Here is a 19820-nt window from a genome sequence, read left to right as displayed (position 1 = left end):
CCTGCCCGAGGCCGGCTGCGATTGATCGACATGGAGATCGACCGGTACGACTGGCCGGCGTTCGCGTGTGGATGCGGGAAAACGGCCGCGCACCTCGCCGACGACCTGAAACTGCTCGCCGAGGCACAATCCCAGGAGGGGGCACGGGCTCTCCGCATCGAGGACCACGCGCTGATCCAGTCGTTCCCGCAGGAGCCGGCGGTGCCTGTCACCGCCGTCCTGATGGCCGCGCTGTCAAGCGACCTGGCTCCCGGCGCGCGGGTGGTGTGTCTGGATCTGCTTCTCCGGCTCGTCGACACCGACGACGAGGACTCGGCGCAGACGTGCCGGTCCATCGCACGGCAGGGGCTCTGGGTGCTGTACCGGGACCTGTGGTCCAGCACCCACCCCGACCTCGTGATCTACACCTGTCTCGTCCTCAGGGTGATCGAGACCGACGAGGAACGCCTGCGCACCTACCGGGACGCGGGCCGGATCCGACTGCCCTAGCACTCGATGATGTTCACCGCCAGACCGCCGCGCGCGGTCTCCTTGTACTTGACGCTCATGAGGGACGCATTTGATCACGGCTCTGACCTGGTGTTTTGGCGCGGTGAACGTGGCTCGCGTGGCACTGGGGACTTTTCGGGGACTTCTTGCGGACGCTTACCTACAAGGTATCCGGCGGCGCTCGGCGACAGTTGTGCAGAGCCGACTCGGGACGGTGTCGACAGTCTGGACAAGCATGCGTCCGAGCCGACGCCTCGGCGCACTCGTAATGCGTAGGTCTCGGGTTCGAATCCCGAAGGCGGCTCCATTGAACCCCAGGTCAGGCCTCTGACCAGGGCTCCGGCAAAGTCATTGATCAGGCGGTCAGGAGCAGATTGACGGGGCGGTTGGTGTCGCGGGCGTGATGGCGTAGGGAGGCGGCGATGTTGTGGTGGCCGTGGAGGCGGAGGAGGGTGATCGCGGTGTTGCGCAGGCCAGCCGTGACGCGGGGTGCGTTGCCGGTGCGGACCTGGGAGCGGTCCTCGTCGAAGGTGACGTCGCGGACCCAGTGCAGCCGGTTCTCGATCTCCCAGTGCGACTGCACCCATGCGGCCAGGACCTCCGGAGGCGCGGTGTGGGCGTCGGCGCTGGTGATCAGGTAGACGATCTCGACGCTCTGGCGGCCCTTGCGGGTGATGGTCCGTCTCAGTTGGGCGACCTGCGTGGCTCCGGTGAAGTCGATCCAGGCGGGGACGTCGACGACCTTGACCGTGCGGGTGGCACGGCGCCCGTACCCGAGTCCATTCCGCTGACCGCGGGTATCTGGGCCCAGGGCAGGGCCTTCAGGCGGGCGCACAAGGTCTTCTGGTTGGCTTTCACGGTCAGGACGTAGTCGGCACCGGCCTCGAGGACGAGGGTCGCGGTGGTGTGCTGGGTGTGCAGGCGTCCATCGTGACCACCGCCCCGTCCAGGTCGAGCGTCTCCAACAGGGCTCGGGCCGCGGGGATTTCGTTGCTCTTCTCCTGCACGGCGACCTGGCCGAGCACCGCTCCCGAGCCGTGTGCGAGGGCTGCGACCAGATGCGGGGCCGAGGCGTCGGTGTCGTGTGCGCCCCGCACGGTCTTGCCGTCGATCACGATCACCCGTCGGCCTGCGACACGCGCGCACCTCATCGCCGCCCAGGCTCCCAGGAGCGCGTCGAGACGGTCCGCGTCCAGCCGGGCGAACAGGCGCCGCAGCGTCGACTCGTCCACCGAACCCCGCTCCAGACCCAGCCGCGTCAGAGCGGCCGCCCCGGCATCACAGGCCCACTCGCCGATCGCTGTGAACCCCCTCGCCCCAGCCGTCACCGCGCACACCGCGACTGCGATCAGAGCCGTCACCGGATGACGGACCCCACGCCGCCGGCGCGGATCAGGCATCCGCCCCAGCACCTTGACGAGAAGCTCATGATCCGGGACGGACGCGCGGACAGGCGCCGGGATGCGAGACGATGACATGGCGCGGGCGTTTTTCCCTGGGCGGACGGACGGCGTAGGAACCTCCATTCAACCCGACCGGAACACGCCCGCGCACCTCATCTACCCACAAAACCGCACGCCACAGGGCCGCCAGACGACTTTGCCGGAACCCTGAGGACTGTCCAACTCGCGGCCAGCAACTCCAGCTTGGAATGGCTCACTGTCCGGGACGGTTCAGTGTTCCCTCCGCATGTGTCCCGACAGCCGGTGGATCTGTTTGTCGAGGTTACGTACCTGGGTCGAGTCGCTACCGAAGGCGGCGGTCAGAAGCGGGCGAACGGCTTCGAGTTCCGCAAGAGCTTCGTCTAGGTGTCCGGAGGCGGCGAGCATCTGGGCGATGACGAAGCGCGACTCGCGGATTTGGGCTGTGGTATCGCGGCTAGCTGAGGTGTAAGCGTTCTGCACGTAGAAGCGGAGTTGGGGCAGTGCCTCGTCCGGCTTATCGACCTCTGCGTACGCGTGGCCTGCGTGGTAAGCGCAGTCAAGGACGTACGAGTCGGTCGAGGGTAGATGCTTGCGGTAGGCACGACCGACAACGTCGAAGAGCGTGGCGGCACGGGTGTACTCGCCGGCATAGAAATGTGCGGCGGCGAGGAGGTGACGCAGGCGCAGGTCCAGGAACGGGTCGTGAGCGGCGCGGGCGACACCGTCCTCGAGGAGCCGGATGGCCTCAGAGGGGTGATCGTTGTCCAGCAGTACCCGAACGTTGGCCTGGAGCTCTTCGGCCTCGGCGTCGGTGAGCTTTCCTCGATTGGTGGGCTGCTGCCGCTGCTTGGCCGGGGCCAGGAGGGGGCGGCGGAAGGGGCGCGTCGGGTCTCGGCTCTCGTCGCCGCCCGTCGTCGTATCGTTCGGAGCTGATGCCAGGGGCAGAAGGGCCTCGTAGACCTCCTCTGCGGAGGGCCTCTCCTGCGGGTCCTTCGCGAGCATCGACGCCAGCAGTGTGTCAAGAGCGATCGGGATGTCTGCTCGTCGGCCCTGGATCGAGGGGCGGGCGTCTGCAGGTGGTGGGCCCGTAGCGGCATGCTGTCGGTCCCGTGGAAAGGCACGTCGCCAGTGGTGTAGCCGATCAGGGTGAGGGTGTGCGCCGGGGGTACGTGCTGACACGGCTTCCGCTCCCTGCCCGCAGGGCGGGCCCCCGTGCAACTCTCCGTAGTGAAAGGGCAGTTCAACGCGGTAGGTGCAGGGTGGCCCTGTCTCAGCATGACCTACTTCGGCTGCTGGCGTCACTACGTTCGGCGGACGGGCTGGAACTCGTCCGCGGTGTGGCTGAGCGGATGCTCCAGGAGCTGATCGAGGCCGAGGTCACGGCCCGGATCGGCGCGGAGTGGAACGAGCGCACCGAGACGCGGACCGCGCTTCGCAACGGACACCGCGACAAGACGATCAGCACCCAGGCCGGCGACCTGGACCTTGCGATCCCCAAGCTGCGGTCGGGGAGCTTCTTCCCCGCGCTGCTGGAGCGACGCCGTCGCATCGACCAGGCCCTTTACGCCGTCATCATGGAGGCATACGTCCACGGCGTGTCCACGAGGTCGGTCGACGACCTGGTCAAGGCCCTCGGCGCGGACACCGGGATATCCAAGAGTGAGGTCTCACGGATCTGCCAGGACCTGGACGGCCAGCTGACCGCGTTCCGCACCCGGCCCCTGGACCACGTCCGGTTCCCCTACATCTACCTGGACGCGACCTACTGCAAGGCGAGAGTCGAGCACCAGATCGTGTTCCGGGCCGTCGTGATCGCGACCGGCATCACCGAGGACGGCGGCCGGGAGGTGCTGGGCGTGATGGTCGGCGACAGCGAGACCGAGGTGTTCTGGATCGAGTTCCTTTGAGCCTCGGGTTCGCGCCCCGAAGACTTGGACCGTCGGTCAGGTCTGGTTCACGACCATGTGAGGGCCGCCGCATCCCACGTGAGTGTGACAGCGTCGCCGTTGAGAAGTGTGTCGCCGAAAGCGGTGACCTGCCGGACGACGTCGACAAAGCGCTCGGGGTAGCCGGTTGCGGCGGGGCCTTGTCGGCGGCGCCAGGCGGTGTAGGAGGTCTGGCGGCGCTCGCCGAGGTCGGTGATGGTGGTGCTGAGGGGTTTCAGGGTGATGTCGCGGTGTGCGGCGGTGGCGGCCAGTGCCATGGTGAGTTCTTGGCCGTCGAGGTCGTTGAGGGTGATCAGGCGGTAGAGGTCGCCGTAGTCGCGGTCGCGAGTGTTGAGGTCGCCGAGTGAGACGGCAGTGGAGAGTTTTTCGGCGATCACGGTGGCGAGTGGGTAGCCGAGGAGTTGGAAGCTTTCCGCCTTGAGTTGCTGTGGATAGTCGACGATCCGGGGACCGGGGGTGACGGGGTCTCCGATGCTCACATCCAGTTGGAGCTTGAGTCGCGCTCGGGCGATGGAGGCGGCCATGGACAGGCGTAGGCCGTGGTACTCGTCCTCCTCGCGGATGGGAACCGTCTTGAGCGTCGTGGGATCGAATACGACTCCGTCGTCGATCTCGGTGGCGGCGATGACTGCGATTCTGTGGATGATCTCGGTTTCGTCGCCCGGGAACGACCGGCCGAGGATGTCGATGTCGCGGGTCATTCGACGCGCGCCGAACTGGGCGAGCAGCAGGCCGCCCTTGAGGATGAAGTGTTCGCGGCCAAGGGGCGATGAGGCCAGGCGGTAGAGGAACCGTTCGAGGACGTACCCGACCATGACCTCGTCCGTGGACCTGCTGTTGCGGCGGGCCAGGTTGCGCAGGTCGTTGTAGACGCGGCCGGCGGTGGTCTCCCGGGTGGGGTTGGCCATCAGGCGAGCACCGCCTCTACGGCGGGGCGGACGGCGGAGAGAGCACCCAGCTCGCGCGCGATGTGCTGGAGCTCGCTGACACCGCCGCGTCCGCTCCGGCGCAGGTAGCGGCCGAGCGCGGACAGAGCGAGGGTCTCGCCGAGCCGACTGCGGTGGCGCATCGCGTCGACGACGCTCCTGGCTGCGTTGTACACGGGGATGGTCTCTCCCGGGGCTGCTTCGAAGCGTTCGACGCCGAGGGCGAAGGTCTTCGGGGTGTACTGCGCCACCACGGTCGGTGGGTAGGAAATCGTGGGGCGGCGTGTACCGCGTGGCACGGCGATGTGTACCGCTGCGGGGATGTCGTCGATCAGCTCATGCAGAGCCAGGGCGGATTCGCCGCACACTACGGCGCGAGGAGCCCGTGCGCACACGGCCAGTAGATCGGCGTGCGCCGTCTCTGGGGCGTCCGCCCGCCGGTACACACTGCGGGACAGTTCGTTTATCTCCCCTTCCGTGACCAAGTGCGCCAGATCGCGAGGGGAGAGTAGAGCTTGACGCGCCTGCGCCGTCGTGAACGTGGGGGAGAGGCCGGCCAGCCGCTGCTCCAGGCGTGAGCTTTCCACAGCACTCATGTATCTAATGGTACCCGTCGAGTGCCCTTAGGGGATCGATTTGATACATCTGGGCGGACGCTGACGGTCAGGACGGATCCGAACAGTGGCCAAGAGGGCCATGAAACCCCAGGTCAGGCGCTCATCCTGTGTGATTTCCCGGGGACTTTTCGGGGACTTTCAAGCCTGTCCCAGGGACTCTCTGGGGACTTTCCGCCGCGTAAGCAGGGAAGGCCCTGACAGCGCTGAAAGATGCGAACGCGCTGGTCAGAGCCTGTTTCCCTAGCACTCGATGATGTTCACCGCCAGACCGCCGCGGGCGGTCTCCTTGTACTTGACGCTCATGTCGGCGCCGGTTTCCTTCATCGTCTTGATGACCTTGTCCAGGGACACCAGGTGGGAGCCGTCGCCGCGCATCGCCATCCGGGCGGCCGTGACGGCCTTCACCGCGGCCATGCCGTTGCGCTCGATGCACGGGATCTGGACCAGGCCGCCGACGGGGTCGCAGGTCAGCCCGAGGTTGTGCTCCATGCCGATCTCGGCCGCGTTCTCCACCTGCTCGGGGGAGCCGCCGAACACCTCCGCCAGCGCGCCCGCCGCCATGGAACAGGCCGAGCCGACCTCGCCCTGGCAGCCGACCTCGGCGCCGGAGATGGAGGCGTTCTCCTTGAACAGCATGCCGATGGCACCGGCGGCGAGCAGGAAGCGGACCACGCCGTCCTCGTCCGCGCCCGGGACGAAGTTGATGTAGTAGTGCAGCACCGCGGGGATGATGCCGGCCGCGCCGTTCGTCGGGGCGGTGACCACCCGGCCGCCGGCCGCGTTCTCCTCGTTCACCGCCATCGCGTACAGGGTGATCCACTCCATGGAGTGGGCCAGCGGATCGCCCGCCGCCCGCAGCTGACGCGCCGTCTTCGCCGCCCGGCGGCGCACCCGCAGACCGCCCGGCAGGATGCCCTCGCGGGACATGCCGCGCGACACGCACGCCTGCATCGTCCGCCAGATCTCCAGCAGCCCGGCCCGGATCTCCTCCTCCGTACGCCAGGCGCGCTCGTTCTCCAGCATCAGGGAGGAGATCGACAGACCGGTCTCCCTCGTCAGCCGCAGCAGCTCGTCACCGGTACGGAAGGGGTACTTCAGGACGGTGTCGTCGAGCTTGATGCGGTCCGCGCCCACCGCCTCCTCGTCGACGACGAAACCGCCGCCGACCGAGTAGTACGTCTTCGTCAGCAGCTCGGCGCCCGAGGCGTCGTACGCCCACAGCGTCATGCCGTTCGCGTGGTACGCGAGGGTCTCGCGGCGGTGCAGGACCAGATCGTCGTCGAAGGAGAACGGGATCTCGTGCTCACCGAGCAGCCGGAGCCGTCCCGCCTCCTTGATCTCCTCCACCCGGGCGTCGGCCCGCTCCACGTCCACCGTGCGCGGCGAGTCGCCCTCCAGGCCGAGCAGCACCGCCTTCGGGGTGCCGTGGCCGTGGCCGGTCGCGCCGAGCGAGCCGTACAGCTCGGCGCGTACGGACGCGACGGAGCTCAGCAGGCCGTCGCCGCGCAGTCTGCGGGCGAACATGCCTGCCGCGCGCATCGGGCCGACCGTGTGGGAGCTGGACGGGCCGATGCCGATCGAGAACAGGTCGAAGACCGAGACGGCCACGGTGACTCCTCAGAACGGGGGTGGAACATGGGGTGGGGCACCGCGCTCACCTCTTCAGTGTGCGCGCGGTGCCCCGTATTGCGGTACTACTGCCCCAGGGCGGGGTACAGCGGGTGCTTGGCGGCCAGGGCCTCGACCCGGGCCTTCAGCGACGCGGCGTCGTACGACGGCTTGAGCGTCTCGGCGATCACGTCCGCGACCTCGGTGAAGTCCTCGGCCGTGAAGCCGCGGGTGGCGAGCGCGGGCGTGCCGATGCGCAGACCCGACGTCACCATCGGCGGCCGCGGGTCGTTCGGGACCGCGTTCCGGTTGACCGTGATGCCGACCTCGTGCAGCCGGTCCTCGGCCTGCTGGCCGTCCAGCTCGGACTCGCGCAGGTCGACCAGGATCAGGTGGACGTCCGTACCGCCCGACAGGACGTTCACGCCGGCCGCACGGGCGTCCGGCGCGGTGAGGCGCTCGGCCAGGATGCGCGCTCCGTCCACCGTACGACGCTGGCGCTCCTTGAAGTCCTCGCTCGCGGCGACCTTGAAGGAGACCGCCTTGGCCGCGATCACGTGCTCCAGCGGACCGCCCTGGAAGCCCGGGAAGACCGAGGAGTTCAGCTTCTTCGCGAACTCCTTCTTCGCCAGGATGATGCCGCCGCGGGGGCCGCCGAGGGTCTTGTGCGTGGTGGAGGTGACCACGTCCGCGAACGGGACCGGGTTCGGGTGCAGACCCGCCGCGACCAGGCCCGCGAAGTGCGCCATGTCGACCCACAGGTAGGCCTCGACCTCGTCCGCGATCCGGCGGAACTCGGCGAAGTCCAGCTGCCGCGGGTACGCCGACCAGCCCGCGATGATCACCTTGGGGCGGTGCTCCTTGGCGAGCCGCTCGACCTCGGCCATGTCGACCAGGCCGGCCTCGTCCACGTGGTACGCGACCACGTCGAACTGCTTGCCGGAGAAGTTCAGCCGCATCCCGTGGGTCAGGTGACCGCCGTGGGCCAGGTCCAGGCCGAGGATGGTGTCGCCCGGCTGGGCCAGCGCGAACAGAGCGGCCTGGTTGGCGGAGGCGCCCGAGTGGGGCTGCACGTTGGCGTACTCGGCGCCGAACAGCTCCTTGACCCGGTCGATGGCGATCTGCTCGGCGACGTCGACGTGCTCGCAGCCGCCGTAGTAGCGGCGGCCCGGGTAGCCCTCGGCGTACTTGTTGGTCAGGACCGAGCCCTGTGCCTCCATCACCGCGACCGGCGCGAAGTTCTCGGAGGCGATCATCTCCAGGGTGGACTGCTGGCGGCGCAGCTCGGCGTCGACCGCGGCGGCGATGTCCGGGTCGAGCTCGTGCAGGGGCGTGTTCAGAAGCGACATGTGTCCGGGACTCCTCAGCCGGCGGAAAAGGCGGTGTACTCGTCGGCGGAGAGCAGCTCGGCGGGCTCGCCCGTGACGCGCACCTTGAACAGCCAGCCGCCCTCGAAGGGGGCCGAGTTCACCAGCGACGGGTCGTTCACCACGTCCTCGTTGACCTCGGTGATCTCGCCGTCGACGGGGGAGTACAGGTCGCTGACCGACTTGGTCGACTCCAGCTCGCCGCAGGTCTCGCCCGCGGCCACCGTGTCACCGACCTCCGGGAGCTGTACGAAGACGACATCGCCGAGCGCGTTGGCCGCGTGCTCCGTGATGCCGACCGTCGAGACGCCGTCCTCGGCGCCCGACAGCCACTCGTGCTCCTTGCTGTAGCGCAGCTGCTGGGGGTTGCTCATGGCCTGAATTCTCCTGTACGCAGGGAAGTGCTGCTGAATGGGGGACAACGGGAACCGCCGCTGAGCAGCGGAAAGTGCGCGGTGTCACATGTGGACCGCGCCCAGTGTCTACTTCTGGCGCTTGTAGAAGGGCAGAGCCACGACCTCGTACGGCTCGTGAGTGCCCCGGATGTCCACGCCGACTCCCGGCGCGCCCGGCACCGCGTGTGCCGCGTCGACGTACGCCATGGCGATCGGCTTGCCCAGCGTGGGGGACGGCGCGCCCGAGGTGACCTCGCCGATCACCTCGCCGCCGACGACGACCGCGAAGCCGGCGCGCGGGATGCGGCGGCCCTCGGCGACCAGGCCGACCAGGACGCGCGGCGGGTTGTCCTGGGCGCGGGCGGCCGCCTCGGTCAGCGCCTCGCGGCCCACGAAGTCACCCTCCTTCTCGAACTTCACGACCCGGCCGAGACCGGCGTCGAAGGGCGTCAGGGAGGTGGTCAGCTCGTGCCCGTACAGCGGCATGCCCGCCTCCAGGCGCAGCGTGTCCCGGCAGGACAGACCGCACGGGACCAGCCCGACGGGCGCGCCCGCCTCGGTCAGCGCCTGCCACAGCCGCTCCGCGTCGGCCGGGGCCACGAACAGCTCGAAGCCGTCCTCGCCGGTGTAGCCGGTGCGCGCGATCAGCGCGGGGACGCCCGCGACGGTGCCGGGCAGGCCCGCGTAGTACTTCAGGCCGTCGAGGTCGGCGTCGGTGAGCGACTTGAGGATGCCGGGGGACTCCGGGCCCTGCACGGCGATCAGCGCGTAGGCGTCGCGGTCGTCGCGGACCTCGGCGTCGAAGCCGGCCGCCCGCTCCACCAGCGCGTCGAGCACGACCTGCGCGTTGGAGGCGTTGGCGACGACCATGTACTCGGTCTCGGCCAGCCGGTAGACGATCAGGTCGTCCAGGATGCCGCCGTCGGCCTGGCAGATCATGGTGTAGCGGGCGCGGCCGACGCCGACGGAGGCGATGTTGCCGACCAGGGCGTGGTTCAGCAGCTGCGCGGCCTGCGGGCCGGTCACCGTGATCTCACCCATGTGCGAGAGGTCGAACAGACCGGCCTTCGTGCGCACCGCGGTGTGCTCGTCGCGCTCGGAGCCGTAGCGCAGGGGCATGTCCCAGCCGGCGAAGTCGGTCATGGTCGCGCCGAGCGAACGGTGCAGGGCGTCGAGCGCGGTGTGACGGGGTGGCGTGCTGCTCATCGGACGGTCGTCTCCCAATGCGATGGGTCCCCCGCGCGGGAGCGAATCCGAGCACGGGGAAGGGCGAGGTCGTTCCTCCCCATCTGTCATCGGAACCTGAGAGGTTCGTCGTGACCACTCGGGGACACGACTTGCACCTTGGGTGGGACCGCTGTCACAGCGGTCCGCTTTTCAGATGTGCCTCGCCCACGCGGTAACGGTGCCTGAGAGATTCAAGGGAGGGACTTGCTCCTTCGGCGCCCCGGGCAGCACGGCTGCCGGGAACTCTCCCGCGCGGATTCAAACGGCCGGTATGCAGTTGGCGCGCACATCATTGCACGCCTCGTCGCGCCGGGGGCAGGCCCTCCTCGCCTCCCCGGGGCACGGGCCCGCCGTGCTCGCGCCCCGGGGGTGCGCCCGGCGCGCCCGGCCGGGGGCGGGCCGCCGCTGTCACCGGCTTGTGGCGGAACGAGCACGAAATCCCGAAGCGCCACGCATTACCTTCTCTTTACGCTCAGTGGGGAAAGGACTTACCTGACCCCAGGGGAGGACGATCACGGTGAACAGGATCACGGCGTATGTGGCCGGCTCGGCCACCGCACTGCCCGAGCAGAGCGCTGCCCCGGCGGTCGAGACGCGCGCCCCGCGGCCCGCACCGGTCGTCCGCGATCTGCGCGAGCGCTCCGGGCACAGCCCGCACGGCCTGGTCTTCGGCCCCCACGACCTGGTCGTGGTCACCGGCCTGCCCGGCAGCGGCAAGTCCACGCTGATGCGGCGGGCGGTACGGGGGGTCGGCGTCGACTCCCAGGACACCCGCGACCGCTGGGACGGCCGGACGCCGCGCTTCCTGCCGTACGCCGTCTACCGCCCGCTCGTCCGCCTCGCCCACTACGCCGGGCTGCACAGGGCGCTGCGCGCGGGCGGGGGAGTCGTCGTGCACGACTGCGGCACCCAGGCCTGGGTGCGCGACTGGCTGGCCCGCGCGGCCCGCCGCCGGGGCGGCACCCTGCACCTGCTGCTGCTCGACGTCACCCCGTCCGCGGCACTGGCCGGGCAGCGCGACCGGGGCCGCGGTGTGTCGCGCTACGCCTTCCTGCGCCACCGCCGCGCGGCCGCCCGGCTGCTGCGCGCCGTGGAGCGGGGCGAACTGCCCCGGGGCTGTGCCTCGGCGGTCCTGCTGGACCGGGACGCGGCGGACGTCCTGCGCCGGATCGACTTCGCCCCCTGACCGGTTCCGCCGCCGATCCGTCCCGGGGACGATCCCGCGCGGGCCCGTACCGGTTAGCCTTTCAGCCACAGCAGCGGTTCCCAGCAGGCGGTAGAGAGATGGACTTCCCGGCGGACCTTCCCGCGGACCTTCCCGCGGGCTTCCCCGCACAGGCGCACCCCCATCCGCACGGCGGATGGCCCGGCAACGAACTGGAGGAGGTGCTCTCCGCCTCGGTCGGCGTCCCGACGGCCGGCGGCCGGATCGTCGAGGTCCTCGGCCGCAGCTTCGTCTGGGTGCCGCTGCCCAACGGCGGCGGCCCGCACAGCGGCCCCCTCGACCTGCCCACACTGGAGATCGAGGGCCAGGTGTACGTGCCGGTCTTCAGCTCCGAGGAGCAGTTCCGCCAGGTCGTCGGCACGCACATGTCGTACACCGTCGCGCCGGCCGTGGAGTTCGCCCGCGGGCTGCCGCCGCAGGCCGGCCTCATCGTGAACCCCGACGGCGTGGTGGGCATCCCGCTGCCGCCGCCGGCCGTGGCGGAGCTGTGCCGCAGCGGGCGGACCCCGCTGGACGGGTTCGCGAGCGGCGGCCGGGTGCGGCTGTTCGAGCCGGACTGGCAGGACGACCCGGTGGACTTCCTCGCCGCGGCATCGGCCGAGTTCGCGGAGACCGGGGTCGTGCTGACGGCCCGCCGCGCCCTGGCCGAGGTCGAGACCGGCGAGCCCGTGCTGTTCGTCGGGGTCGAGCTGTCCCGGTGGGAGGGCGACCTGCGGGTCCTGCCGATGGACGCGCTCGGCCGGGCGCTGGCCCGGGCCGCCGTCCGCTGGCCGGTCAACCTCGTCCTGCTCGACGTGGTCGAGGACCCGGTGACGGAGTGGATGCGGGAGCGGGTGCGCCCGTTCTACCAGCGCGGCCACTGACGGCGGACGCGGACACCGGCGACCGGACAGCGGTTGTCGGCCACCGGACACCGGCGACCGGCCACCGGCCCCGGTGTCCCCCGGCCGCCCCGGCCGCTCGGCAACAACCTCCGAACTCCTGGGCGGCTGTTGCCGACTCCGCCGCCTAAGGTGGTTTCATATCCAGGGCCACGTTTCTCGAAGGGGCGGTAAAGGGTGAGCGCGAGCGGCACTGCCGCGACCGGGCAGGTCGAGCACATGCTGCGCCAGGTCACGCCCGGGCGTTACGACGCCTACGAGGCGCTGCTGCGTGCGCTCGCGACCCCGTCCTCCGGCCAGGTCTGGATGCTGCTGTGGCACGGCCAGGCCGGCTCGCCCGACGCCCAGTACGGGAACATGGAGGTCGACGGCTACGGCTACGCGCCGTGCGTCACCTCCGCCCAGGAGCTCTCGGCCAGTGGCTGGAACCGTTCGTACGAGGTCGTGGACGGCCTCGACGTCGCCCGCACCCTCTACCCCGACCACTTCGGCCTCTGGCTGAACCCGCACGCCCCCGGCGGCGGGCTCGGCATCCCCTGGCTCGACCTGCGGCGGATCGCCACGGGTCTGGAGCGTCAGCCGGCCGGTCCGCTGCGGCTGTCGGAGCCGGGCATCGAGATCCCGCAGTTCTACGCCCTGCTCGCGCAGAACGCCCACCGCACCCCCGCGGTGCGCGCGCTGCGCCGCGCCTGGGTGCAGCCGACGCTCGGGGCTCCGTACCTGGTCATCGGTCTCGACGTGTACGACACCTCGCCGGCCGCCGTCGACTCGGTGCGGGCGATGATGCAGCAGTCCATCGGCGCGGTGCCGGACGGGCTGCCGGTGTCCACGGTGGCGATGTCCGACGAGCACGACCCGGTCGTGATGTGGATGCGGGCGGGCGCGCGCCCCTTCTACGACCGTGAGGCCCACGTGCAGGCACCGGCGGGCGGGTACGGATACCCGCCCGCACCCGGACGTTACTGACGGGCTGTCATCTCAAGGCCGCGGCGGCGCGCAGCGGAAGAGCCTCGTCTGCGCGCGTAGATCGGGGCGTAAAAGCGTGAAGTGTCCTAATTTTCAGAACTCGTCCGTGTCCGACCCCCGTTACCCACTGTCCGGATAACGGAACCCTCTTGGTGGCATCACGTTTACGCATCCATTAGCCGCCAAGTCTGGCGACCGATCGCCCAGGCATTGAAGACTCCCAGACCAGGGGAGTTTCGCCCCTGTGTACGACGGACTGATCACGCCGCTACCGCGGCAAGTGTGGGCCGGCTACCGCCGGTTGAGAGGGGTCCCTGCCAGATGACGGCACCATTGCACGAGCCGACCGCGGATGCGGCCCCGAGCGCGGCCGAAGAAGCGGCGGTCGCCACCGCCGACGCCAAGGCCGTACAGGGTCGTTCCCTGGGCCGGATCGCCTGGGAGCGCCTCAAGCGGGACAAGCTCGCTCTGACGGGCGGCATCGTGGTGCTCGTGCTCATCGCGATAGCCCTGCTCGCTCCGGTGATCACGAGCCTGGTCGGGCAGGACCCCGACGCGTACCACGAGAACCTGATCGACCCGCTGTTCGGCACGCCCACCGGCTCCCTCGGCGGCCTGAGCGGCGACCACCTGCTGGGCGTCGAGCCGGTCAACGGCCGCGACATCTTCGCCCGCATCCTGTACGGCGCCCAGATCTCGCTCCTGGTGGGCTTCCTGTCGGCCGTCGTGGCCGTCGTCCTCGGCACCGTCCTCGGCATCCTCGCCGGTTTCTTCGGCGGCTGGGTCGACTCGCTCATCAGCCGGGTCATGGACGGTCTGCTGGCCTTCCCGCAGCTGCTCTTCATCATCGCCCTGGTCTCGGTCATGCCGAACGACATGCTGGGCCTGCACGGCACCGGCGTGCGCGTCTTCGTGATGATCCTGGTCATCGGCTTCTTCGGCTGGCCCTACATCGGCCGCGTGGTGCGCGGCCAGACCCTCTCGCTGCGTGAGCGCGAGTACGTCGAGGCCGCCCGCTCGCTGGGTGCCGGCCAGCTCTACATCCTGTTCAAGGAACTGCTGCCCAACCTGGTCGCGCCGATCATCGTGTACACGACGATGATGATCCCCACGAACATCCTCACCGAGGCCGCGCTCAGCTTCCTGGGCGTGGGCGTGAAGCCGCCCACGGCCTCCTGGGGCCAGATGCTCTCGAACGCGATCGACTACTACGACTCGGACCCCATGTACATGGTCGTGCCCGGCGTAGCGATCTTCATCACCGTTCTGGCCTTCAACCTCTTCGGCGACGGCGTGCGTGACGCGCTGGACCCGAAGGCCTCCCGCTGAACCGCCGTACCCCAAGCGTCCCGTGGCCTCACACGGGGTCTCTCATCAAATCCGGAGGATCCGAGATCGTGACTACCCAACGCACCTCAGGGCGGCGTAAGCAGGCGCTGGCCGCTGCTGCCGCGGTCGCCGCGCTGCTGACCACGGCGGCGTGCGGCGGCGGTGGCGGTACTGACGACAACGGTGGCTCGAAGAACGGCGCTGCCGGCTTCGACGCCGCGAACAACAAGGTCGCTCAGGCCTCGCTCGCCAAGAAGGGCGGCACGCTGAAGTTCGGTGGAGCCCAGGACGCCGACTCGTGGGACACCACGCGTGGCTACTACGGCTTCATGTGGAACTTCGCGCGCTACTACAGCCGCCAGCTCGTCACGGGCAAGACGGAGCCCGGCAAGGCCGGCGCCGAGGTCACCCCGGACCTCGCCACGGGCCTCGCCAAGGTCACGGACGCCGGCAAGACCTACACCTACACGCTGCGTGACGGCGTGAAGTGGGAGGACGGCAAGCCGATCACCTCCAAGGACATCAAGTACGGCATCGAGCGCGTGTGGGCGCAGGACGTGCTGTCCGGCGGCCCCGTGTACCTGAAGGACGTCCTGGACCCGAAGGGTGCCTACAAGGGCCCCTACAAGGACACGTCCGCGGACAAGCTCGGTCTGAAGGCGATCGACACGCCGGACGACAAGACCATCGTCTTCCACCTGCCGGTGGCGAACTCGGACTTCGAGGAGATGCTGGCCCTGGTCTCGGCCTCCCCGGTCCGCCAGGACATGGACACCAAGTCCAAGTACGGCCTGCACCCGTTCTCCTCGGGCCCGTACAAGTTCGAGTCCTACGCGCCGGGCAAGGACCTGACCCTGGTCCGCAACACCTCCTGGGACCAGGCCTCGGACCCGATCCGCAAGGCCTACCCGGACAAGATCTCGGTCAAGTTCTTCTCGAACGCCAACGACCTGGACCAGCGTCTGATCAGCGGTGACCTGGACCTGGACATCAACCAGACCGGCATGTCGCCGCAGGGCCGCACCACCGCCCTGAAGCAGCACAAGGACAACCTGGACAACCCGGTCTCCGGCTACGTCCGTTACGCGGTCTTCCCGCAGAGCGTGAAGCCGTTCGACAACGCCGAGTGCCGCAAGGCCGTCATCTACGGCGCCGACCACGTCTCGCTGCAGACCGCGCGCGGCGGCCCGGTCGCCGGTGGCGACATCGGCACCAACATGCTCCCGCCGTCCGTCGCGGGCGCCGAGGGCCAGAGCTACGACCCGTACGAGCTCAACGGTGCGAACAAGAACGGCAACGAGGCCAAGGCCAAGGAGGCCCTGAAGGCCTGCGGCAAGCCGAACGGCTTCTCCACCACCATCGCGGTGCGTAACAACAAGCCGGTCGAGGTGGCCACCGCCCAGTCGCTCCAGGCGTCGCTGAAGAAGATCGGCATCAACGCCGAGATCGACCAGTACGACGGCTCGCAGACCACCGGTATCATCGGCAGCCCCGCCAACGTGGCCAAGAAGGGCTACGGCATCATCATCATGGGCTGGGGTCCCGACTTCCCGTCCGTCCAGGGCTTCGGTCTGCCGCTGTGGGACAGCAAGTACATCCTCGACAGCGGTAACTCGAACTACGCGCTGATCAAGGACAAGGCCATCGACGGCCTGTTCGACCAGTACGTCACCACGCTGGACGACGCCGGCAAGACCAAGATCTCGACCGAGATCAACCACAAGGTCATGGAGGGCGCGTACTACCTGCCCTTCGTGTTCGAGAAGTTCATCAACTGGCGCGGTAGCAACCTGGCGAACGTGTACACCACCGACGGTTACAGCGGTATGTACGACTTCGTCAACCTCGGCCTGAAGTCCACGAAGTAAACCCGGCACACCCGCCGAACGGCACGAAAGGCAGGTGAAGGCCGGCGCGGCGTGATCGCGGGCCACCGGACGACCTCCGGTGGCCCGCGGTCCGCAGCGGGCCGAGAGCTGTGCTCGCTTACCTCATCAGGCGGCTCTTCGCCGCCGCAGTGATGCTCGTGGTCATCATCATGGTGGTCTTCGGCATCTTCTTCCTTGTCCCCAAGTGGGCAGGCGTCGACGTCGCCACGAGCTTCGTGGGCAAGCAGGCGGACCCCGCGGCCGTCGAAGCCGTGCGGGTGAAGCTGGGCCTGGACGACCCGATCTACCTTCAGGTCTGGGAGTTCTTCAAGGGCATCTTCACCGGTCGCACCTACGCGGCCGGCGGCGATGTCACCCACTGCGCCGCCCCGTGCTTCGGCTACTCCTTCCGCAGCGAGCAGGCCGTCTGGCCGGTGCTCACCGACCGCTTCCCGGTGACCCTGGGTCTCGCGCTCGGTGCCGCCGTCCTGTGGCTGGTGCTCGGTGTCTCGGCGGGTGTCCTCTCCGCGCTCAAGCGGGGCACCCTGTGGGACCGCGGCGCGATGGTCGTCGCCCTCGCGGGTGTCTCCCTCCCCATCTACTTCACGGGCATGCTCGCCCTGGCCGTCTTCGTCTTCGGACTGAAGTGGTTCGACGGCGAGTACGTACCGCTCGACCAGAGCTTCACCGGCTGGTTCGGCGGCATGATCCTGCCCTGGATCACCCTCGCCTTCCTCTACGCGGCGATGTACGCCCGGATCACCCGCGCCACCATGCTGGAGATCCTCGGCGAGGACTACATCCGCACCGCCCGCGCCAAGGGCCTGCGTGAGGGCACCGTCATCGGCAAGCACGCCATGCGCTCGACGATGACCCCCATCCTGACCATGCTCGGCATGGACCTCGGCGCCCTCATCGGCGGCGCGATCCTGACCGAGACCACGTTCAGCCTGCCCGGCCTCGGCCAGGCGGTGCTCAACGGCATCAAGAACCAGGACCTGCCCATCATCCTGGGCGTCACCCTGGTCACCTCGCTGGCTGTGCTGATCGCCAACCTGCTGGTGGACGTCCTGTATGCCGTGATCGACCCTCGAGTGAGGCTTTCATGACCGAACTCAGCAAGAGCGGCGCGGCCGTGGGCGAGCCCACGTCCGCCTCGCCCGCTCCGAGTTCCTTCCTCGAAGTGCGCGACCTGAAGGTGCACTTCCCGACCGACGACGGTCTGGTCAAGTCCGTCGACGGGCTCAGCTTCAAGCTGGAGAAGGGCAAGACGCTCGGCATCGTGGGCGAGTCGGGCTCCGGCAAGTCGGTCACCTCGCTCGGCATCATGGGTCTGCACACCGCGGGCCAGTACGGCAAGCGCAAGGCGCAGATCTCCGGCGAGATCTGGCTGGACGGCACGGAGCTGCTCTCCGCCGACCCCGACCACGTGCGCAAGCTGCGTGGCCGGCAGATGGCGATGATCTTCCAGGACCCGCTGTCCGCGCTGCACCCGTACTACACGATCGGTCAGCAGATCGTGGAGGCGTACCGCACCCACCACAAGGTGGACAAGAAGACCGCCAAGCGCCGGGCCGTCGAGATGCTCGACCGGGTGGGCATCCCCCAGCCGGACAAGCGTGTCGACAGCTACCCGCACGAGTTCTCCGGCGGTATGCGTCAGCGCGCGATGATCGCGATGTCGCTGGTCAACAACCCCGAGCTGCTGATCGCGGACGAGCCGACGACCGCCCTGGACGTGACCGTCCAGGCGCAGATCCTCGACCTCATCCGCGACCTCCAGAAGGAGTTCGGCTCCGCGGTCATCGTCATCACCCACGACCTGGGCGTCGTCGCCGAGCTGGCCGACGACCTCCTGGTGATGTACGGCGGCCGCTGCGTCGAGCGCGGTCCGGCCGAGAAGGTGTTCTACGAGCCCCGCCACCCCTACACCTGGGGTCTGCTCGGCTCGATGCCGCGTCTCGACCGTGAGCAGCAGGAGCGCCTCATCCCGGTCAAGGGCTCCCCACCCTCCCTCATCAACATCCCGTCCGGCTGCGCCTTCAACCCGCGCTGCCCGTACGCGGACGTCCCCAAGGACAACGTCACCCGCACGGTCCGCCCCGAGCTGACCGAGGTGGGCGGCCAGCACTGGGCCGCCTGCCACATGTCGCAGGAGCAGCGGGAGCGTATCTGGACCGAAGAGATTGCGCCGAAGCTGTGAGCGAGAATCCGAAGGACGCAGCGGTGACGATTCCCGCGCAGAGCACGGGCAGCGAGGCCGCCGGCAAGTCCGGCGACCGCGAGGTCCTGCTGAAGGTGACCGGGCTCCAGAAGCACTTCCCGATCAAGAAGGGCCTGCTCCAGCGGCAGGTCGGTGCGGTCCACGCGGTCGACGGCCTCGACTTCGAGGTCCGCGCCGGTGAGACGCTCGGCGTGGTGGGCGAGTCCGGCTGCGGCAAGTCGACCATGGGCCGGCTGATCACCCGCCTGCTGGAGCCGACCGGCGGCAAGGTCGAGTTCGAGGGCAAGGACATCACGCACCTCGGCGTCGGCGGCATGCGTCCGCTGCGCCGCGATGTGCAGATGATCTTCCAGGACCCGTACTCGTCGCTGAACCCGCGCCACACCATCGGCACGATCGTCGGCGCTCCCTTCAAGCTCCAGGGCGTCGAGCCCGAGGGCGGCATCAAGAAGGAAGTGCAGCGGCTGCTGTCGGTCGTGGGTCTCAACCCCGAGCACTACAACCGCTACCCGCACGAGTTCTCCGGCGGCCAGCGCCAGCGCATCGGCATCGCCCGCGCGCTCGCGCTCAAGCCGAAGCTGGTCGTGGCCGACGAGCCGGTCTCCGCGCTCGACGTGTCGATCCAGGCGCAGGTCGTCAACCTGCTGGACGACCTCCAGCAGGAACTGGGCCTGACGTACGTGATCATCGCGCACGACCTCTCGGTCGTCCGGCACGTCTCGGACCGGATCGCGGTGATGTACCTCGGCAAGATCGTCGAGCTGGCGGACCGCGACCTGCTGTACAAGGCGCCGATGCACCCGTACACCAAGGCGCTCATGTCGGCCGTGCCGATCCCGGACCCGGCGCGCAAGTCGGCCAAGAGCGAGCGCATCCTGCTCCAGGGCGACGTGCCCTCGCCGATCTCGCCGCCGACCGGCTGCCGGTTCCACACCCGGTGCTGGAAGGCGACGCAGGTCTGCAAGACCACCGAGCCGAAGCTCGTCGAGCTGAAGCCCGGTCAGCAGGTCGCCTGCCATCACCCGGAGAACTTCGAGGACCAGGCACCGCAGGACACCGTGCTGCTGACCGTCGCCAAGGCGGCGGCCGAGCTGGTGGCCGACGAGGTCCTCGCCGAGTCGGCGGAGACGTCGGCGGCGGTGGCGGCCGAGGTGGCCGAGACGGCCGAGGTGGCCGAGACGGCCGAGGCGGCCGCCCCGGAGTCCGAGGCACCGACGGCGGAGGCCGGGGAGTCCGAGGCGCCCAAGGGCGCCCAGGACTGACGCAACCTCAAGGGGCCCTTCCCGCTGCGCGCGCAGCAGGAAGGGCCCCTTTCGGTTTCCCCCGAT

Annotated in this window: 18 protein-coding genes, 1 tRNA gene, 1 pseudogene and 2 riboswitches; of the genes and pseudogenes, 11 read left to right on the top strand and 9 right to left on the bottom strand. The window is 69.1% G+C overall.

Annotated elements, in window-relative coordinates:
- Positions 1 to 30 precede the first annotated feature (30 nt).
- Positions 31 to 489, top strand: coding sequence for a hypothetical protein (locus tag ABT085_RS02580; RefSeq protein WP_351600795.1), 459 nt, complete (start codon positions 31 to 33; stop codon positions 487 to 489).
- A gap of 200 nt (positions 490 to 689) precedes the next feature.
- A tRNA-Ser gene (locus tag ABT085_RS02575) sits at positions 690 to 796 on the top strand.
- A 48-nt stretch (positions 797 to 844) separates the two neighbouring features.
- Here ABT085_RS02575 and ABT085_RS02570 read toward each other — a convergent pair.
- The 3 genes from ABT085_RS02570 to ABT085_RS02560 all read right to left on the bottom strand — a co-directional run bounded on the left by ABT085_RS02570 (position 845) and on the right by ABT085_RS02560 (position 2915).
- Positions 845 to 1324, bottom strand: coding sequence for an ISAs1 family transposase (locus ABT085_RS02570; protein ID WP_351600792.1), 480 nt, complete (start codon positions 1322 to 1324; stop codon positions 845 to 847).
- A 25-nt stretch (positions 1325 to 1349) separates the two neighbouring features.
- The gene (locus ABT085_RS02565; RefSeq protein WP_502982599.1) at positions 1350 to 1967 is read right to left on the bottom strand and encodes an ISAs1 family transposase; all 618 of its coding nucleotides are present in this window, start codon (positions 1965 to 1967) and stop codon (positions 1350 to 1352) included.
- Positions 1968 to 2162: 195 nt separating this feature from the next.
- A complete protein-coding gene (locus tag ABT085_RS02560) occupies positions 2163 to 2915 on the bottom strand; it encodes a hypothetical protein (protein ID WP_351600786.1) in 753 nt (250 codons plus the stop codon).
- A gap of 257 nt (positions 2916 to 3172) precedes the next feature.
- On the opposite strand from ABT085_RS02560, the pseudogene ABT085_RS02555 reads away from it, so the two are divergent.
- Positions 3173 to 3817, top strand: a pseudogene (locus ABT085_RS02555) (IS256 family transposase); the annotation flags it as partial.
- 50 nt (positions 3818 to 3867) lie between these two features.
- Here the strand turns inward: ABT085_RS02555 and ABT085_RS02550 are convergent.
- From ABT085_RS02550 to gcvT, 6 genes are all read right to left on the bottom strand, one after another.
- A complete protein-coding gene (locus ABT085_RS02550) occupies positions 3868 to 4767 on the bottom strand; it encodes a nucleotidyl transferase AbiEii/AbiGii toxin family protein (RefSeq protein WP_351600783.1) in 900 nt (299 codons plus the stop codon).
- Complete coding sequence (locus ABT085_RS02545) at positions 4767 to 5381, bottom strand: type IV toxin-antitoxin system AbiEi family antitoxin domain-containing protein (protein ID WP_351600781.1); 615 nt, start codon at positions 5379 to 5381, stop codon at positions 4767 to 4769. Before ABT085_RS02545 ends, ABT085_RS02550 begins: the two co-directional genes overlap by 1 nt.
- A gap of 261 nt (positions 5382 to 5642) precedes the next feature.
- On the bottom strand, positions 5643 to 7010 hold the full coding sequence (locus tag ABT085_RS02540) for an L-serine ammonia-lyase (protein ID WP_351600778.1): 1368 nt from the start codon (positions 7008 to 7010) through the stop codon (positions 5643 to 5645).
- Between the two features lie 86 nt (positions 7011 to 7096).
- Entirely contained in the window at positions 7097 to 8359 is a 1263-nt protein-coding gene (gene glyA, locus ABT085_RS02535) for a serine hydroxymethyltransferase (protein WP_351600775.1), read from the bottom strand.
- 14 nt (positions 8360 to 8373) lie between these two features.
- A complete protein-coding gene (gene gcvH / locus ABT085_RS02530) occupies positions 8374 to 8751 on the bottom strand; it encodes a glycine cleavage system protein GcvH (RefSeq protein WP_351600772.1) in 378 nt (125 codons plus the stop codon).
- A 108-nt stretch (positions 8752 to 8859) separates the two neighbouring features.
- On the bottom strand, positions 8860 to 9978 hold the full coding sequence (gene gcvT / locus ABT085_RS02525) for a glycine cleavage system aminomethyltransferase GcvT (protein WP_351600769.1): 1119 nt from the start codon (positions 9976 to 9978) through the stop codon (positions 8860 to 8862).
- 73 nt (positions 9979 to 10051) lie between these two features.
- A riboswitch (glycine riboswitch) is annotated at positions 10052 to 10159 on the bottom strand.
- A riboswitch (glycine riboswitch) is annotated at positions 10160 to 10260 on the bottom strand. It lies immediately after the preceding riboswitch.
- Positions 10261 to 10510: 250 nt separating this feature from the next.
- On the opposite strand from gcvT, the gene ABT085_RS02520 reads away from it, so the two are divergent.
- The 8 genes from ABT085_RS02520 (at position 10511) to ABT085_RS02485 (ending at position 19754) form a co-directional block, all read left to right on the top strand.
- Complete coding sequence (locus ABT085_RS02520; RefSeq protein WP_351600844.1) at positions 10511 to 11185, top strand: AAA family ATPase; 675 nt, start codon at positions 10511 to 10513, stop codon at positions 11183 to 11185.
- 98 nt (positions 11186 to 11283) lie between these two features.
- Positions 11284 to 12087 carry an enhanced serine sensitivity protein SseB gene (locus ABT085_RS02515; protein WP_351600766.1) on the top strand — a complete coding sequence of 268 codons (804 nt, stop codon included), beginning with the start codon at positions 11284 to 11286 and terminating at the stop codon, positions 12085 to 12087.
- Between the two features lie 195 nt (positions 12088 to 12282).
- Positions 12283 to 13071 carry an enhanced serine sensitivity protein SseB C-terminal domain-containing protein gene (locus tag ABT085_RS02510; RefSeq protein ID WP_351600764.1) on the top strand — a complete coding sequence of 263 codons (789 nt, stop codon included), beginning with the start codon at positions 12283 to 12285 and terminating at the stop codon, positions 13069 to 13071.
- A gap of 321 nt (positions 13072 to 13392) precedes the next feature.
- Positions 13393 to 14400, top strand: coding sequence for an ABC transporter permease (locus tag ABT085_RS02505; protein ID WP_351600761.1), 1008 nt, complete (start codon positions 13393 to 13395; stop codon positions 14398 to 14400).
- Between the two features lie 68 nt (positions 14401 to 14468).
- Positions 14469 to 16268: an ABC transporter substrate-binding protein gene (locus tag ABT085_RS02500; RefSeq protein WP_351600758.1), complete on the top strand. Its 1800-nt coding sequence runs from the start codon at positions 14469 to 14471 to the stop codon at positions 16266 to 16268.
- 110 nt (positions 16269 to 16378) lie between these two features.
- Complete coding sequence (locus ABT085_RS02495; protein ID WP_162469498.1) at positions 16379 to 17377, top strand: ABC transporter permease subunit; 999 nt, start codon at positions 16379 to 16381, stop codon at positions 17375 to 17377.
- Positions 17374 to 18471 carry an ABC transporter ATP-binding protein gene (locus tag ABT085_RS02490; protein ID WP_351600754.1) on the top strand — a complete coding sequence of 366 codons (1098 nt, stop codon included), beginning with the start codon at positions 17374 to 17376 and terminating at the stop codon, positions 18469 to 18471. Before ABT085_RS02495 ends, ABT085_RS02490 begins: the two co-directional genes overlap by 4 nt.
- 23 nt (positions 18472 to 18494) lie before the next feature.
- The gene (locus ABT085_RS02485) at positions 18495 to 19754 is read left to right on the top strand and encodes an ABC transporter ATP-binding protein (protein WP_502982597.1); all 1260 of its coding nucleotides are present in this window, start codon (positions 18495 to 18497) and stop codon (positions 19752 to 19754) included.
- The last annotated feature ends 66 nt before the right edge of the window (positions 19755 to 19820 follow it).

The organism is Streptomyces sp. NPDC002265, assembly GCF_040296125.1.
Lineage (GTDB): Bacteria > Actinomycetota > Actinomycetes > Streptomycetales > Streptomycetaceae > Streptomyces.
The sequence above is the reverse complement of the archived record's forward strand: the minus strand, read 5'-3'. Positions and strand labels throughout refer to the sequence as shown.

Excerpts from the sequence above, each read along its gene's own strand:
- glyA (WP_351600775.1), bottom strand. The coding sequence starts at position 8,359 with ATGTCGCTTCTGAACACGCCCCTGCACGAGCTCGACCCGGACATCGCC.
- ABT085_RS02565 (WP_502982599.1), bottom strand. The coding sequence starts at position 1,967 with ATGTCATCGTCTCGCATCCCGGCGCCTGTCCGCGCGTCCGTCCCGGAT.
- ABT085_RS02560 (WP_351600786.1), bottom strand. The coding sequence starts at position 2,915 with ATGCTCGCGAAGGACCCGCAGGAGAGGCCCTCCGCAGAGGAGGTCTAC.
- ABT085_RS02490 (WP_351600754.1), top strand. The coding sequence starts at position 17,374 with ATGACCGAACTCAGCAAGAGCGGCGCGGCCGTGGGCGAGCCCACGTCC.
- ABT085_RS02515 (WP_351600766.1), top strand. The coding sequence starts at position 11,284 with ATGGACTTCCCGGCGGACCTTCCCGCGGACCTTCCCGCGGGCTTCCCC.
- gcvT (WP_351600769.1), bottom strand. The coding sequence starts at position 9,978 with ATGAGCAGCACGCCACCCCGTCACACCGCGCTCGACGCCCTGCACCGT.
- ABT085_RS02545 (WP_351600781.1), bottom strand. The coding sequence starts at position 5,381 with ATGAGTGCTGTGGAAAGCTCACGCCTGGAGCAGCGGCTGGCCGGCCTC.
- ABT085_RS02505 (WP_351600761.1), top strand. The coding sequence starts at position 13,393 with ATGACGGCACCATTGCACGAGCCGACCGCGGATGCGGCCCCGAGCGCG.
- gcvH (WP_351600772.1), bottom strand. The coding sequence starts at position 8,751 with ATGAGCAACCCCCAGCAGCTGCGCTACAGCAAGGAGCACGAGTGGCTG.
- ABT085_RS02550 (WP_351600783.1), bottom strand. The coding sequence starts at position 4,767 with ATGGCCAACCCCACCCGGGAGACCACCGCCGGCCGCGTCTACAACGAC.
- ABT085_RS02580 (WP_351600795.1), top strand. The coding sequence starts at position 31 with ATGGAGATCGACCGGTACGACTGGCCGGCGTTCGCGTGTGGATGCGGG.